The sequence below is a fragment of the Rhodanobacter sp. FW106-PBR-R2A-2-24 genome (genome assembly GCF_058789615.1).
Window position 1 is genome coordinate 1567901 of record NZ_JBYTBV010000002.1, and the last position, 14524, is coordinate 1582424.

Consider the following 14524-nt stretch of genomic DNA (forward strand, 5'->3'; position numbering starts at 1 on the left):
TCGGCAAGGTGTTGCACGTGGAGTTTGAGACGGCCCATCGATATGCCATGTATCTCGAGTCGAGAACGGCCAATTGACCTAACAGCCTCTCTCATTAAGCTTCGTGGCAAGCTGAATGGGCCTCGAGGCGTATTCTTGCAGCGCTGTTTTGCAGACCTCGTATCCGCCATGAAGAACGCTGATGACACTGGGTTTTACTGTTACCGTGCCTTGGAGTCATTGCGACATCACTGCGCTGAAACGCATGATCTATCCAACAAGGGTAAGGCGGTTCAGTGGGGGAAATTTCGCGAAGTGGCGAGCACAGACCGGGAACCTATTGACCATATCAAGGCCGCGGCCGACCCAGCGAGACACGGTGAGGCGGCAGACACCACTAGTGAAAGGCGTGTTGAACTACTGACCGCGACGTGGGATATCGTCGATTCCTACCTCGCTCAAGTAGCAGGGTAAGGTCTAACAATTCCGTAGGAGACTTCCCGTCAACCCGTGCGTATGAAGCTTTTGCCCTGAGCTTTCGGGCCGCTGCCGGTGATGGGACTTCGGAGGCGCAAGGTGCCGCACCGCACGACGGCACAGCACCGCCCAACGGCCCACCCCACGCGCAGGCCGGTGGATACCTCAGCCTGCCCGTTTCGGCAGCAGCCAGCGCACGGCGAGGATGCCCAGCTCGTAGAGCAGGCACATCGGGATGGCCAGCATCACCATCGAGGTGATGTCCGGCGGGGTGACCACGGCGGAGACGCCGAAGGCGCCGACGATGGCGTAGCGGCGTGCGTTGCGCAGCTTGGCGAGGTCGACGATGCCCACCGCGGCGAGGATCACCACCGCCACCGGCACCTCGAAGCACAGGCCGAAGGCGAAGAACATCAGCATCACGAAATCGAGGTAATGCGTGATGTCGGTCATCATCTCCACGCCCGCCGGAGTGACCGCGGTGAGGAAGCGGAACGCCGCCGGCAACACCAGGAAGTAGGCGAATGCGCAGCCCAGGTAGAACAGCCCCAGCGCCGCCGCCAGCAGCGGCCGCGCGAGGCGTTTCTCATGCTTGTACAGGCCGGGGCTGACGAAGGCCCAGAGCTGGTAGAGGATCACCGGCATGCTGATGAACAGCGCGGCGTAGAAGGCCAGCTTGAGCGGCGTGAAGAACGGGCTGGCCACCTCGGTGGCGATCAGGTGCGCGCCCTGCGGCAGGCGCGCCACCAGCGGCGCCGCCAGCTCGGCGTACAGACGGTTGGCGAAAGGCACCAGGGCGAGCAGCACCAGCACCACGCAGGCCACCGCCTTGAGTAGACGCGCGCGCAGTTCGAGCAGGTGCGAGAACAGCCCCTGCTGCAACTCGCCGCCGAGGTCGTCGGGATCAGTGGCGGCCATGCGCGGGCTCCGGTGCGGGCGGCATCGGCAGGCGCAGCTCCTGCTGTGGGTCGGCTGCAGCCGGCGCTGCGGCCGGCGCCGCGACATGCGCTTCGGCATGCAGCTCGCCGGCGGCCTCCGGCATGGCCGCCGATTTCAGTGTCGACACGGCTTCGTCGAGTGGCTCGCGTATCTGTTGCACGTTGTCCACGAAATCGCTTTGCGCGGCCTCGGCGCGGGCGGCGGCCTCGCGCGCGGCACGGCGGATTTCCTCCACCTCCAGCTCGCGCTCCACCTCGCTGCGCACGCTCTCCCAGCCGTTGCGCACGCGGCGCAACAAAGCGCCTGCGGTGCGCGCCGCGCCGGGCAGCTTCTCCGGCCCAAGCACGATCAGCGCGATCAGCGCGAGCAGCACCAGTTTGGCGAAACTGATCTCGATCATCGTGACCGAACCTCGCCGCGCCTACTTCGACTCGTGCGAGTCGTGCTGGTTTTGCGTGCTGGTGCTGGCCGGCGGTTCGGCACGCAGCTGCTCCTTGGCCTGCGCCGCGGCTTTCGCCTTGTCGTCCTCATCGTCGCCGCCCTTGAGCGCCTTCTTGAAGCCGCGCACGGCGTTGCCGAGATCTGGCCCGATGTTGCCGATCTTCTTGGTGCCGAAAACCACCAGCACGATCACCAGCAGAAGCAGCCAGTGCCAGACGCTGTCCAATCCGAACATGATGTACCTCGAGGCGACCCGGGCCGGAAACGGCTCCACCCGTGGGCTGCCGATCTTCGCACAAGACGGCTACTTGGAAGTGTACTCTTCGAGCGCGTCGCGGAAGGCCACCACGGGCTGCGGCACATTGTTCACACCGCCCTCGAAGATGCGCCGCGGCGTGATGCCCGCGCCGTACACCGCCGCGTTGGCGTCGTAGTCGATGCGCAGCGCACCGCCGTTGATCGCCGCGCCGGCGAACAGGCCGCGCGAGCGCGAGTAGGAGTAGATCTCCGCCTTCATGTTCTGGTCGGTGTCGGCGCTGGCGCTGCGGCCGACCGGGCCGGCCACGGCGGCGGCATCCACGCCGAAGGTGAACTTGCCGTTCTCGATGGTATCCACGCCATGCTGGGTGCGGAACACCAGCACCACGTCGGTGGAGGACACGCCGATCTGGAAGCCGACGCTGGCGCCGGTCAGGGTGATGAAGCTCGGGTTGGACCAGGTGCCGTCCGCGCCCTTCACCGAGATCAGCCCCTCGCCACGGCTGCCGCCGAAGATGAAGCCGGCCTTGAGCAGGTTCGGGATCACCACGATGGCGCGCGCCTCCTTGAGGAGGTCGGTGGGGATGGATTTGTCCGGCGACTGCTCGACGGCGGCGAGCACGTTGACCGCATTCTGCGCGCGCACCAGCGGCGGGTCTTCCGCGTGCGCGGCCATGGCCGGCAACAGCAGGGCTGTGCCAATCAACAGCAGGCGATGCAGCGATGTCTTGAACATGGGCAACTCCGTCGACGCAATGGCAGGGAAGCTCGGGGACTGTGGCAGACTGCGGCCATCCCGACACGAACGCCACGATGTCCGACCAAGCCCACTATACCGGCCCCGCCGATCATTCCACCCCTGTGCCGCAGGCATCCGTTCAGACAGCCGTACTGCTGGTGAACCTGGGCACGCCCACCGCGCCCACCGCCGCCGCCGTGCGGCCGTATCTGGCCGAGTTCCTGTCCGACCGCCGGGTGATCGACTACCCCCGCTGGAAATGGTGGCCGATCCTGCACGGCGTGATCCTGCGCGTGCGTCCCCGGCGCTCCGCGCACGCCTACGCGCGCATCTGGGACACGCAGGGTTCGCCGCTGCGCTGGCGCAGCGAGGCGCTGGCCGGCGCGCTGCAGGCGGAACTGGGCGCAGGCGTGCGCGTGGCGCTTGCCATGCGTTACGGCGCACCGGCGGTGGCGCCGACCATCGCGCAACTGCAACGCGAAGGCGTGCGGCGCCTGCTGGTGCTGCCGCTGTACCCGCAGTATTCGGCCACCTCCACCGGCGCGGTGATCGATGCTGTGGCCGACGCGCTGAAGGCACTGCGCTGGCCACCGGAGCTGCGCCTCATCAACGACTACCACGCCGAGCCCGCCCACATCGAGGCGCTGGCGGCGAGCATCGAGGCGTGGTGGGCCGTGCACGGCCAGGGCGACAAGCTGCTGCTCTCCTTCCACGGCATCCCCGAGCGCTACGCGCGGCTTGGCGACCCCTACCCCGAGCAATGCCGCGCCACCGCGCAGGCGCTGCGGCAACGGCTGGGCCTGGACGATGCGCGCGTGCTGCTCAGCTTCCAGTCGCGCGTGGGCCGCGAAACCTGGCTCTCGCCCTACACCGACGCCACCGTGCGCGAACTGGCCGGTGCCGGGGTCAAGCGCCTCGACGTGGTCTGCCCCGGCTTCGCGGTGGACTGCCTGGAGACGCTGGAGGAGATCGCCATGCAGAACCGCGATTTCTTCATCGAGGCCGGCGGTGCGGAGCTGCGCTACATCCCGGCGCTCAACGATGATGCCGGACAGGTGCGCAGCCTCGCCGCGCTGCTGCGCCGCCACCTCTCGGGCTGGCCGGTGTGAACACGCCGCGCGAACGCCGCATCGCGCTGCCGCAGCTCACGCTGGCCGCGCTGGAATGGGGCGCACCCGAAGCACCGCCGCTGGTCGCCCTGCACGGCTGGCTGGACAACGCCGCCAGCTTCGCCGCGCTGGCGCCACGGCTTGTCGCGCATTACCACGTGCTCGCGCTGGAGTTGCCCGGCCACGGCCATTCCGACCACCTGCCCGCCGGCATCGGCTATCACTATCCCGACTACGTGCGTGCGGTGCTGGATGCGCTCGATGCGCTGGCGCTGCCGCGCTGCGCCCTGCTTGGCCATTCGCTAGGCGCCGGCATCGCCTCGCTGGTGGCCGCCGCCGCGCCCGAACGCATCGAGCACCTATGGCTGATCGAAGGCCTGGGCCCGCTGGGCGACGACGGCACGCAGACGCTGACGCGCTACCGCCATGCGCTGGCGGCGCCGCCGCCCAACGCGCAGTCGCTGCGCGTGTTCCGCGACATCGAGCAGGCCGCGCGGGCGCGCGCCATGGCCAGCGGCCTCGCCGCCGAGCTCGCGCGCCCCATCGTCGAACGCGGCCTGCGCACGGTGGACGGCGGCTGGCAATGGCGCAGCGATCCGCGGCTGGCCCGCTCCACCCCGATCCGCCTCGCCGAGGCGCAGATTCGTGCCCTCCTCCGCGGTGTCGAGGCACCCACGGCATTGCTGCTGGCCACGCCGGAGACCCCGTATCTACCCGCGGCCATGATGCGCGAGCGCGCCGCCTGCGTGCCCGACATCGCCGTCGACACCCTGGCCGGCGGCCATCACCTGCAGCTGGAACAGCCGCAGGCAGTGGCGCAATGGCTACTCACGTAGGAGCCCGCCAGCGGGCGATGGCGCCTTGATGAAGGCCCCTCGTACCTGCCCGCCTACGCCACCGGCAGCCGCCCCTTCAGCGCGGCGGCGGTGAACGGCCCGGCCTCGGCGATCAGCGCGCGCGCGGCGTCCACCTGGCCCCACACATTCCACAGCAGCACGCCGCGCACGCGGCCCTGCTCCAGGTAATACACCACGCCTTCGCGGTTGGGCTCCTTCCAGTCCTCCACCACCTCCAGCCGGGTATCGAGCAGGCCCACCGCCTCGTAGCCGAGGTCGAACAGGTCGGAGTAGAAGAACGGGATGTGCGTATAGCGCTCGCTGGCGCCCGTCATCGCCCGCCCGGCGTGGCGGCCCATGCTGGTGGCGGCGTCCTCGTGCTCCACGCGCAGGCGCCGGCCCAACGCCTCGCTGTAGAAATTGGCCACGTCGCCCGCGGCCCAGATGTCCGGGTCGGCCGTGCGCAGTTGCTCATTGACCACGATGCCGTTGTCCACCTCCAACCCGGCCTGCTCGGCCAGTTCGGTGTTCGGCACCACGCCCAGGCCGGCGGCCACGGTCTTGAGCCGCAGCAGGGAGCCATCGCTGACGGTCAGATCCACGCCGCCGTCGGTGGGCTCGCTGTGCTTCACCCGCACGCCGGGGCGCAGGTCGACGCCATGCTGGCGGTAATACTCGGTGAGGAAACGCGACAAGCCGTCGGGGTAGCGCCCCTGGCCCAGCCGTTCCTCGGGAAACAGCATGCTCACCCGGCAGCCGTGACCGCACAGCGCGGCCGCCAGCTCCGCGCCGATGAAGCCGCCGCCGATCACCCCCACCAGGTCGCCCGGCGTGGCCTCGCGCTGCAGCCGGCTGAAATCGTCCAGCGTGCGGAAGTGGATCATGCGCGGGCCGCCCTCGACCGGCAGCCGTCGCGCCTTGGCGCCGGTGGCCAGCAGCAGGCGCCGGTAGCGATAGGTATCCCCGCGATCATCGGTGGCCACATGCGCCGCGCGATCCAGCTGCACGATGCGCCGTCCCGGATACAGCTTGGCGCCAGCCGCGCGCGTGCCCAGGTCGGTTTCGGCGGGCGTCATCTCGCCCTTCCACAGCGCCTTGGACAAGGGCGGGCGCTGGTAGGGCCCGTGCGGTTCCTCGCCCACCAGGGCCACGTCGGCCCCGGGGCTCGCTTCAAGGATCGCCTTGGCCGCCGCATCCGCCGTCATGCCGGCGCCGACAATCAGGTAATCGTGCACATGCTCCATGACTTGCTCCCTTGCCCGATGGATGCCGGCATCATGCGTCAACGCGAAAAAAAATGCGCGAAGGACTTGTCGAAAGGCCGCACGTCGCAAGCCCTGCGACGGCGGCGCGTACACTGGCGGCTTCGCTCGCCAAGACCGTGAACCATGCCCATCAGCAACCTCCTGCCGCTCGCCCTGCTCGGGCTCGTGCTGGTCGCGCAGATCGCCCTGCTGCTGCGCGGTCGCGGCGATGGCGGCCTGGCGGCCAAGCTGGACGCGCTCAAGGACGACAACGAACGCCTGCAGCGCGCCCTGCGCGAGGAACAGCGCGCCGGCCGCGAGGAACTGCAGCAAGGCTTCGAGCGCTTTCGCGGCCACGTCGGCGAACAGCTCGGCGGCATGTCGCAGCAGCAGGCCGAACGCATCGATGGTTTCGGCGTGCGCCTCGCCGCTCTCACCGACGGCACCCGCGCCAGCTTCGACGCGCTGGCGCAGCGCCTCGCCGAGGACGCGCGCAAGAGCCGCGAGGAACTCACCCTCGCGCTGAACCGTTTCGGTGAACAGCAGCAACAGCGCCTCACCACGCTGGGCAGCGAACACGAAAAGCGCATGGGCGAGGTGCGCGCCACGCTGGAAGGCCAGCTCAAGACCCTGCGCGAGGACAACGAAAAACAGCTGGAAAAAATGCGTGCCACGGTAGACGAGAAACTGCAGTCCACGCTGGAGACGCGTCTGGGCGAATCCTTCAAGCAGGTTTCCGACCGGCTCGAAGCCGTGCACCGCGGGCTGGGCGAAATGCAGAGCCTGGCCGCCGGCGTGGGCGACCTGAAACGCGTGCTCGGCAACGTGAAGAACCGCGGCATCCTGGGCGAGGTACAACTCGGTGCCCTGCTCGAACAAATGCTCGCGCCCGAACAGTACGAAGCCAACCGTGCCACCGTGCCGGGCTCGAACGAGCGCGTGGAATTTGCCATCCGCCTGCCGGGTGCCGAACGCGACCAACCGGTGTGGCTGCCGGTGGACGCCAAGTTCCCGCGCGAGGACTACGAACGCCTGCTCGACGCGCAGGAGCGTGCCGACGCCGAGGCGGCCAACCTCGCCGCCGCCGCACTGGAGCGCCGCGTGCGCGAGGAAGCCAAGACCATCCGCGCCAAGTACGTGGCGCCGCCGCACACCACCGATTTCGCCATCCTGTTCCTGCCCACCGAAGGCCTGTACGCCGAGGTGATCCGCCGCCCCGGCCTGTTCGAGGCGCTGCAGCACGAACATCGCATCACCGTGGCCGGCCCCACTACGCTCAGCGCCCTGCTCAACAGCCTGCAACTGGGCTTCCGCACGCTGGCCATCCAGCAGCGCTCCGGCGAGGTATGGCAGCTGCTGGGCGCGGTGAAGACCGAATTCGGCAAATTCGGCGAGGTGCTCGACAAGGTGAAGAAAAAACTGGACGAAGCCGGTCGCCACATCGACGCCACCGGCGTGCGCACCCGCGCCATCGCGCGCAAGCTGCGCGGCGTGGAATCGCTGGGCGCCGACGACGCCCGCCGCCTGCTGGGCGCAACGTCGGAACCGACGGAGGAAGACGAGCCGGAGACATCGGCGGACGAGCTGCCGGAGGCGTGACCCCGCGGCGGCGCAGCCCGGACGAAGGCCGGGAGGACGCCTCGTTGCGCCTCCCTATCCCATCAGGCCGGGCGCGGCCCGGGCCTTGGCATCAGCCCAACGCGTGCAGCGCCGCGTCGTAGTTCGGCTCGTGGGTGATCTCGTTCACCAGCTCGGCGTGGACCACCTTGTCGTGCGCATCCAGCACCACCACCGCGCGGGCAGCCACGCCGGCCAGCGGGCCATCGGCGATGGCCACGCCGTAGTCGCGCAGAAATTCGCGCCCGCGCATCAGCGAGAGCATGTGCACGTTCTTGATGCCTTCGGCGCCGCAGAAACGGCTCTGCGCAAACGGCAGGTCGGCCGAGATGCACAGCACCACGGTGTCCTTGAGCCCGGCCGCCAGCTCGTTGAAGCGGCGCACCGAGGCGGCGCACACGCCGGTGTCGATGCTGGGGAAGATGTTCAGCACCTTGCGCTTGCCGGCGAAGCTGGCCAGCGTGGACTCGGACAGGTCGCCCGCCACCAGGTGGAACGCCGGCGCCTGGCTGCCGGGCACAGGGAAGCTGCCGTCGACGCGTACCGGGTTTTCGTGGAAATGCACAGTGGACATGGGAGTCTCCTCGGGATGGAACCCATCACGGTCGGGGCGCGGCGCGGTGATTACAAGTAGAACATCGCCTTGGCCAGAAACACGATCGCCACCATCATCGTCAGCACGATGCGATGGGTGTAGCGGAAGCGGCAGGCGTTCATCCGGCCGCGCACGCCCGCGATGATGGCGTTCAGGAACACGCCCAGCACACCAAAGGCCAGCGCGACCTTGGCCAACAGGAACCAGCCGAAGCGCGTACTGCCGATGCACTGCAAGCCGTTGCAGCGCAGGTCGAACAGCGCGAAGCCGGAGAGGAACAGCAGCAACACGACCACCGGCATGAACTTGCGTACGCGCGCCATCACCGCCGTTTCGATCCGCCCCATGGTGGCGATATCGATGCTCCGGTGCAGGCCTTCGAGCACGAACACCTCGAACGTCACCGCGCCCACGAACACGATGGCGCAGGCCAGATGCAGCAGGAGAATCCACGGATAGTACGGTGCCAGCGCGTTGCTCATCGCCACGCCCTCAACCCGGCCGACCGTCGATGCGCGGCGTGAGGTAGATCCACGCCGAGCGCAGCACCCACGGCAGGAAGGCCGTCAACCAGCCGGCGCCGGCCACCACCAGCCACAGGTAGCGATCCCGCTCCAGCTCGGCGCAGATGCGCACCAGCGCCACCAGTTGCAGCAGCACGAAGCACAGCCACGGCACCGGATGCATCTGCAGCGGCCGGCCCGAGTGGCCGTGGGTGACGCGGGTGACCATGGCCACCAGCATCGAACCGAAGAAGCCGATCGCCATGGCATGCAGCGGCGCCAGCCCCAGCACGGCCTTGCCGCTGGCGACCAGCACCAGATCCTGCACGCTGAACAGCACGAAGGCGATCGGCAGCCAGGCAAAGGCGATATGCAGCACGCCCAGCAGGCCCGGTCGCAGGCAGCGCCACGGCTTCCACATCAGCCAGTGCGCGGCGAACACCGCCGCCAGCGGCAGGTCGGCGAGCCACAGCCAGTTGGCCAGGCCGCGCCAATCCAGCAGCACATGCACCAGCAACAAGGCCCACACCACCGGCAGGCTCCAATCCGGCCGCCACATCGTGTAACCCGCCACCATGTTCTTGCTGAAGAACGGCAGCATGCGATGACAGACGGTGAAATACACCGGCAGCAGGAAGCCGAAGCTGCCCAGCTTCACCGCCAGCCAGGCCAGGTCGGGCGAAGCGCCGGGAACCACCAGCCAGATGAGGAACAGCACCAGCCCCAGCGTGCCCATGCAGAACGCCGCCAGGCACGACCAGCCGTGCTGGTTGCGATCCGTGGCCTTGGCCAGCACGCCAGCCAGCGTGGCCACACCCAGCAGGTAGGCCGCCAGCATCAGCGCCAGGCCCAGCTTGAGCACGGTCGGCAGGCCCAACAGGCCCACGTTGCCCAGGATGTAGCCGCCCAGCACGCCGCCGGCCACCGGCAGAAAACGGCTGGGCGGCACGAACGGCCCGTTCATCCAGCGCGGGAAGGTGGTCATCAGGAAGCCGAACATGAACAACGGAAACAGGCCGTACTGGATCAGCATGGCGTGCCCGAACACCGGCGGGATGGTGGGCTGCGGCCAGCTGGCCCAGCCGAAGCGCAGCGAGGCCAGCTCCAGCGTCCACCAGGTCATGGTGAGCAGCACGGCAACGGTGCCGGCGAGAAACAGCGGGCGATGCGGCGCCGCCGCGAGCAAGGCGGCCGGATCGTTCGTGGCAGTAGCGGTGGAAGCGTCCATGGGAACCCGACGTTGATAATCGTTCCCATGTTGGCAGGGCGTGTACGGCGCAGCCCTGACCTGGATCAGCCGCCTTCCGGTGCCGCCTGTCGATACCGACGCGGCGGGGTCAATCCGGCAACAGGCTGGCGCCCAGCTCGCACAGCGCATCGGGTTGCAGGAGCACCAGATCACGGCCTTCCAGCGCGATCAGCCCCTGCCCACGGAAGCGGCCCAGCACGCGGCTCACCGTTTCGGCGGCCAACCGCAGGTAGTTGGCGATATCGCCGCGCGACATGCTGAGGTGGAAGCGCGTGGAAGAAAACCCGCGCGCCGCGTAGCGGGTGGAGAGGTCGATCAGGAAGGCCGCCATGCGCTCGTCCGCGCTGTGGTCGCCGGCGAGCAGCGACACCGCGCCCAGCTCCTTGCTGATGAGTCGGAACAGATGCTGCTGCACCGCCGGCTGGCGCGCCGCCAGCGCGCTCATCGCGGGGAAGGAGAAGCGGCAGAACTGGGTGTCTTCCAGCACCACGGCGTCGCAGGGGAAGTGCTCGGGGTAGATCGCGTTGAGCCCCACCACTTCGCCCGGCAGGTAGAAGCCCAGCACCTGCTCGTTGCCGTCGCGGTCGAACAGGCGGGTCTTCACCGAGCCGGTGCGCACCGCATAGATCGCGCGGAACGGGTCACCGGTGCGGAACACGTGCTCGCCGGTGCGGAACGGCCCCACGTGCTCCACCAAGCAGTGCAGCGCCGACAGTTCCACTTTGCCGTAACCCACGGCGGCGCAAGCCTCGGCAAAGGCGCAGCTGCTGCAAAAGCGAGTGGCGTCGCCGTCATCGGTGATCGGCTGCGGCACCACGTGCAATCGTCTTGGCGGAGGGCTGGATGGCATGGGAGGGCTCACACCGTAGTCTCGGGGCTCGGCGAACCCGGGCATGATAGCAAGCCGCCTGACAAGCGCGGGGCCCTGCGACCGCCGGTCGCGCCCGGTTGTCGCCGATCAAGCGGCACCTACTTCTCCACGAAGGCGCGTTCGATCACGTAGTCGCCCGGCTCGCGCGTGCGCGGCGACGCCTGGAAGCCGCGGCCATCGAGCAGCGCGCACAGATCCTCCAGCATCGCCGGGCTACCGCACAGCATCACGCGATCGCTGGCCGGATCGAGCGGCGGCAGGCCGGTGCGTGTGCTCATCGCGCCATCGGCGATGGCGTCGGTGATGCGGCCACGATGGCGGAAATCCTCGCGCGTCACCGTGGGGTAATAGATCAGCTTCTCGCGCACCAGCTCGCCCAGGTATTCGTGCTGCGGCAGCTCGCGCTCCAGGTAATCGGCATACGCCAGGTCCTCCACGCGGCGCACGCCGTGCGCCAGCACGATCTTGTCGAAACGCGCATAGGCATCCGGGTCGCGGATGATGCTCATGAAGGGCGCCAGCCCGGTGCCGGTGCCCAGCAGATAGAGGTGCCGGCCCGGTTTCAGGTCGGTCAGCACCAGGGTGCCGGTGGGCTTGCGCGTCACCACCAGCGGGTCACCGGGCTTGAGGTGCTGCAGGCGCGAGGTGAGCGGGCCGCCGGGCACCTTGATCGAGAAGAACTCCAGGTGCTCCTCCCAGCTCGCGCTGGCGATGGAATAGGCGCGCAGCAGCGGGCGGCCATCCTGCTCCAGCCCGATCATCACGAACTGCCCGCTGTCGAAACGGAAGGCCGGATCGCGCGTGGTGCGGAAGGAAAACAGGGAGTCGTTCCAGTGCTGCACGTCGATCACGTGCTCGGTTGCCATCGCTACCATGGTCGGGGTCGTCTCGGGATTCGGGTGGGGAACCGCGCCGCCGGCAAAGGCGGGCCCGCGCGACGCGACACGGCGCAAACCGGCCACCAGGCGAGCGCCGCGCGGGGAAGCGGCCGCGGCATTTTACGCGATCGCGCCACCAGCGGCTCCGGACGGCCGGTTCACGCAGGAGCGCGCACCACGGCCATCATCCGCCCAATGCGGCGCCCGCCGTGCGCAAGGGCCATCGCCAAACCAACCCGACGCGCTGTTCACGGCTGTCGCAGCCGTCATTCGCATGCGCCACGCCTGCCTGACGCATGGCGTTTCTGTTAGCTTTACGGGCCTTGTCCTGCCGGGTTTCCACCGTGACGCGCTCGCTTCCCCCACGCCGCCTGCTGGCGGTCGCCGCCGCCATCGCCCTGTCCGGCGGCCCGGCCTGCGCTGCGGGCGGTTCCGTCCCGCACCCCAGGACATCGCCGGGCGGCGGCGAGCAGGCCTGCCCGCTGGGCGCCTTCCACTGCGCGCCGCGACCCTACAACTACGCGATGTGCCGACCCAACGCGATGCTGGCGTTCTACGACCCCACGCTCAGCCGCAACAGCAGCGCGCGCGACGCCAGCAAGACCTACGTGACCGCGCAGCACGTGGACAGCGCCAGCCAGACCATCTACCACCTCACCGGCGACGTGCGCCTGGAGCGGGCCGACCAGCGCCTGCAGGCGGACACGGTCGACTACAACGACGCCAGCACCGACTACGACGCGCGCGGCAACGTGCACTACCAGGACGCCGGCACGGTGCTGGCGGCCAGTCGCGCCCACGGCAACAACGACGCTGCCACCGGCATCGCCGACGACGTGCGCTACCAGATGTTGGACGCACGCGGCAACGGCGTCGCCAGCCGCGCGCAGATGTTCGATGCCGACCGCACGCGCTACACGCAGGCCACCTACTCCACCTGCGACGTGGGTCACCACGTGTGGGAGTTCCGCGGCAAGTCGATCAGCGTCGACAAGGCCAGTGGCCGTGGCGTGGCGCGCAATGCCAGCTTCCGCGTGGGCGGCATGCCGCTGCTCTACCTGCCGTGGTTCAGCTTCCCGGTCGACCATCGGCGCATGAGCGGCTTCCTCTATCCCACGTTCGGCCACACCAGCCGCGCGGGCTACATGCTGAGCACACCGTACTACCTGAACCTCGCGCCCAACTACGACGCCACGCTCGACCCGCGTTTCTACAGCCTGCGCGGGCCGATGCTCGATGGCGAGTTCCGCTACCTCACCGCCGGCAGCAAGGGCACGCTGGATGCGCAGTTCGTGCCGCGCGACCACGGCGCCACCGACCCGGGTACCACCGCCGACACCCGGGGCAAGCAGCGTTACCTGGTGAAGTTCGACGACACCACGGCGCTGTGGCCGGGCTGGCGCTTCGTCACCTCGATCAACCGCCGCTCCGACAACAATTTCCTGTACGACTACGGTGACCAGCTGACCGGCAACACCACCTACTGGCTGGGTTCGTCCGCCGAAGTGGCCGGCGGCGGCAAGTGGTGGAACGCCTCGTTGGGCGGCGTGGCCTACCAGAACATGAACCCGTTCCTCACCGACAGTTCGCTGCCCTACCGGCAGTTGCCCTATGCGAACTTCAACGTCGACATGCCGCTGAACCGCTGGCTGGAATGGGGCATCACCAACCAGTTCGTGGCCTTCCGCAAACCGGGCTACGTGGAAGGCAGCCGCGAGAACATCCAGCCCTGGCTCGCAGCCTATTTCGGCACGCCGGGCTGGTTCGTGCGCCCGCGCGTGGACTGGCAGTACACCGCTTACCAGCTCTCCAGCGGCTACCAGCGTTACGGCTACTACGGCCTGCTGGGCAGCGGCGTCGCGACGCCGTTCACCGAGCGCTCGCCCAGTCGCAGCCTGCCCATCGTCAGCCTCGACAACGGCCTGGTGTTCGACCGCAGCACCACGCTGTTCGGCAACCCGTACACGCAGACGCTGGAGCCGCGGCTCTATTACCTGTACGTGCCCTACCGCAACCAGGACAACCTGCCGCTGTTCTACACGAACGCGATGACGTTCGATTACTGGCAGCTGTTCACCACCAACACGTTCTCCGGCCTCGACCGCCAGATGAACGCGAACAACCTCACCGCCGCGCTCACCACGCGCCTGCTCGACGATGGCGGCGTGGAACGGCTGTCGGCCAGCTTCGGCCAGATCCGCTACTTCACGCCGCAGAAGGTGCAGTTGCCCAACAGCGCCAACACCAGCGCGCCCGCCACCGACTGGGCCGGCTCGGCCTACGTGGCCCAGCTCAACCTGCAACTGGACGACCGCTGGCGGCTGGCCAGCTCCTACCAGTGGAGCCCGAACACCCGCCACACCGGCATGGCCGCCTTCGAGCTGCAGGGCCGGCTGGGCCGCGACGGCGTCGTCAACTTCGCCTATCGCTACCGGCAAGGGCTGCTGGAACAATACAGCGCCTCCGTGGTCTACCCCGTGTCCGATCGCTGGCGCCTGATCGGCGCCTGGACCTATGCGGTGCCGGTCAGGAACGAACTCACGCCGCTGCACGGCACGATCGAGGCGCTGGCCGGCGTGGAATACGACAGCTGTTGCGTCACCCTGCGCCTGGTCGACCGCAACTACGTCAACCAGGCCTACTACGGCGTCGGGCCGCTACCCGTCAAGAACGCCAACTATCGCGACAACGCCGTGATGTTCGAGGTCGTGTTCAAGGGCATGGGCGCCACCGGTGGCCAGATCGACCCCCTGCTGCGCCGTGATATTCTCGGCTATCAATAAACCGCT

At 68.4% G+C, this 14524-nt stretch carries 15 protein-coding genes; 5 read left to right on the forward strand and 10 right to left on the reverse strand.

What is annotated here, in order from left to right:
• Positions 1–42: 42 nt before the first annotated feature.
• Positions 43–453, forward strand: coding sequence for a DUF8168 domain-containing protein (locus AC3WQA_RS08430; RefSeq protein ID WP_492674625.1), 411 nt, complete (start codon positions 43–45; stop codon positions 451–453).
• A 168-nt stretch (positions 454–621) separates the two neighbouring features.
• On the opposite strand, the gene tatC is transcribed toward AC3WQA_RS08430, so the two are convergent.
• From tatC to AC3WQA_RS08450, 4 genes are all read right to left on the reverse strand, one after another.
• Entirely contained in the window at positions 622–1374 is a 753-nt protein-coding gene (tatC, locus tag AC3WQA_RS08435; RefSeq protein WP_492674626.1) for a twin-arginine translocase subunit TatC, read from the reverse strand.
• The gene (gene tatB / locus AC3WQA_RS08440) at positions 1361–1795 is read right to left on the reverse strand and encodes a Sec-independent protein translocase protein TatB (RefSeq protein ID WP_492674627.1); all 435 of its coding nucleotides are present in this window, start codon (positions 1793–1795) and stop codon (positions 1361–1363) included. The genes tatC and tatB overlap by 14 nt, the downstream gene beginning before the upstream one ends.
• A gap of 21 nt (positions 1796–1816) precedes the next feature.
• A complete protein-coding gene (tatA, locus tag AC3WQA_RS08445) occupies positions 1817–2071 on the reverse strand; it encodes a Sec-independent protein translocase subunit TatA (protein ID WP_492674628.1) in 255 nt (84 codons plus the stop codon).
• A gap of 69 nt (positions 2072–2140) precedes the next feature.
• Positions 2141–2830 carry a lipid-binding SYLF domain-containing protein gene (locus AC3WQA_RS08450; protein ID WP_492674629.1) on the reverse strand — a complete coding sequence of 230 codons (690 nt, stop codon included), beginning with the start codon at positions 2828–2830 and terminating at the stop codon, positions 2141–2143.
• A gap of 77 nt (positions 2831–2907) precedes the next feature.
• Here AC3WQA_RS08450 and hemH point away from each other — a divergent pair, with 77 nt between their 5' ends.
• Positions 2908–3942, forward strand: a complete 1035-nt coding sequence (gene hemH / locus AC3WQA_RS08455; protein ID WP_492674630.1) for a ferrochelatase — start codon at positions 2908–2910, stop codon at positions 3940–3942.
• Positions 3939–4778, forward strand: coding sequence for an alpha/beta fold hydrolase (locus AC3WQA_RS08460; RefSeq protein WP_492674631.1), 840 nt, complete (start codon positions 3939–3941; stop codon positions 4776–4778). The genes hemH and AC3WQA_RS08460 overlap by 4 nt, the downstream gene beginning before the upstream one ends.
• Positions 4779–4831: 53 nt before the next feature.
• Here AC3WQA_RS08460 and AC3WQA_RS08465 read toward each other — a convergent pair whose 3' ends face one another.
• The gene (locus AC3WQA_RS08465) at positions 4832–6022 is read right to left on the reverse strand and encodes an NAD(P)/FAD-dependent oxidoreductase (protein ID WP_492674632.1); all 1191 of its coding nucleotides are present in this window, start codon (positions 6020–6022) and stop codon (positions 4832–4834) included.
• A 144-nt stretch (positions 6023–6166) separates the two neighbouring features.
• Between AC3WQA_RS08465 and AC3WQA_RS08470 the strand changes: the two genes are divergently transcribed.
• Positions 6167–7621, forward strand: coding sequence for a DNA recombination protein RmuC (locus AC3WQA_RS08470; protein WP_492674633.1), 1455 nt, complete (start codon positions 6167–6169; stop codon positions 7619–7621).
• Between the two features lie 91 nt (positions 7622–7712).
• Here the strand turns inward: AC3WQA_RS08470 and tpx are convergent, their stop codons facing one another.
• The 5 genes from tpx to AC3WQA_RS08495 form a co-directional block, all read right to left on the reverse strand.
• Positions 7713–8213 (reverse strand): thiol peroxidase, encoded by a 501-nt coding sequence (gene tpx / locus AC3WQA_RS08475; protein ID WP_492674634.1) that lies wholly within the window; start codon positions 8211–8213, stop codon positions 7713–7715.
• Between the two features lie 50 nt (positions 8214–8263).
• A complete protein-coding gene (locus AC3WQA_RS08480; protein ID WP_492674635.1) occupies positions 8264–8716 on the reverse strand; it encodes a CopD family copper resistance protein in 453 nt (150 codons plus the stop codon).
• A gap of 10 nt (positions 8717–8726) precedes the next feature.
• Entirely contained in the window at positions 8727–9965 is a 1239-nt protein-coding gene (locus AC3WQA_RS08485; RefSeq protein ID WP_492674636.1) for an NnrS family protein, read from the reverse strand.
• A 109-nt stretch (positions 9966–10074) separates the two neighbouring features.
• Positions 10075–10836 carry a helix-turn-helix domain-containing protein gene (locus AC3WQA_RS08490; protein WP_492674637.1) on the reverse strand — a complete coding sequence of 254 codons (762 nt, stop codon included), beginning with the start codon at positions 10834–10836 and terminating at the stop codon, positions 10075–10077.
• A gap of 119 nt (positions 10837–10955) precedes the next feature.
• Positions 10956–11732, reverse strand: coding sequence for a ferredoxin--NADP reductase (locus AC3WQA_RS08495; protein ID WP_492674638.1), 777 nt, complete (start codon positions 11730–11732; stop codon positions 10956–10958).
• A gap of 347 nt (positions 11733–12079) precedes the next feature.
• Between AC3WQA_RS08495 and AC3WQA_RS08500 the strand changes: the two genes are divergently transcribed.
• Entirely contained in the window at positions 12080–14518 is a 2439-nt protein-coding gene (locus AC3WQA_RS08500) for an LPS-assembly protein LptD (protein WP_492674639.1), read from the forward strand.
• Positions 14519–14524: the final 6 nt, after the last annotated feature.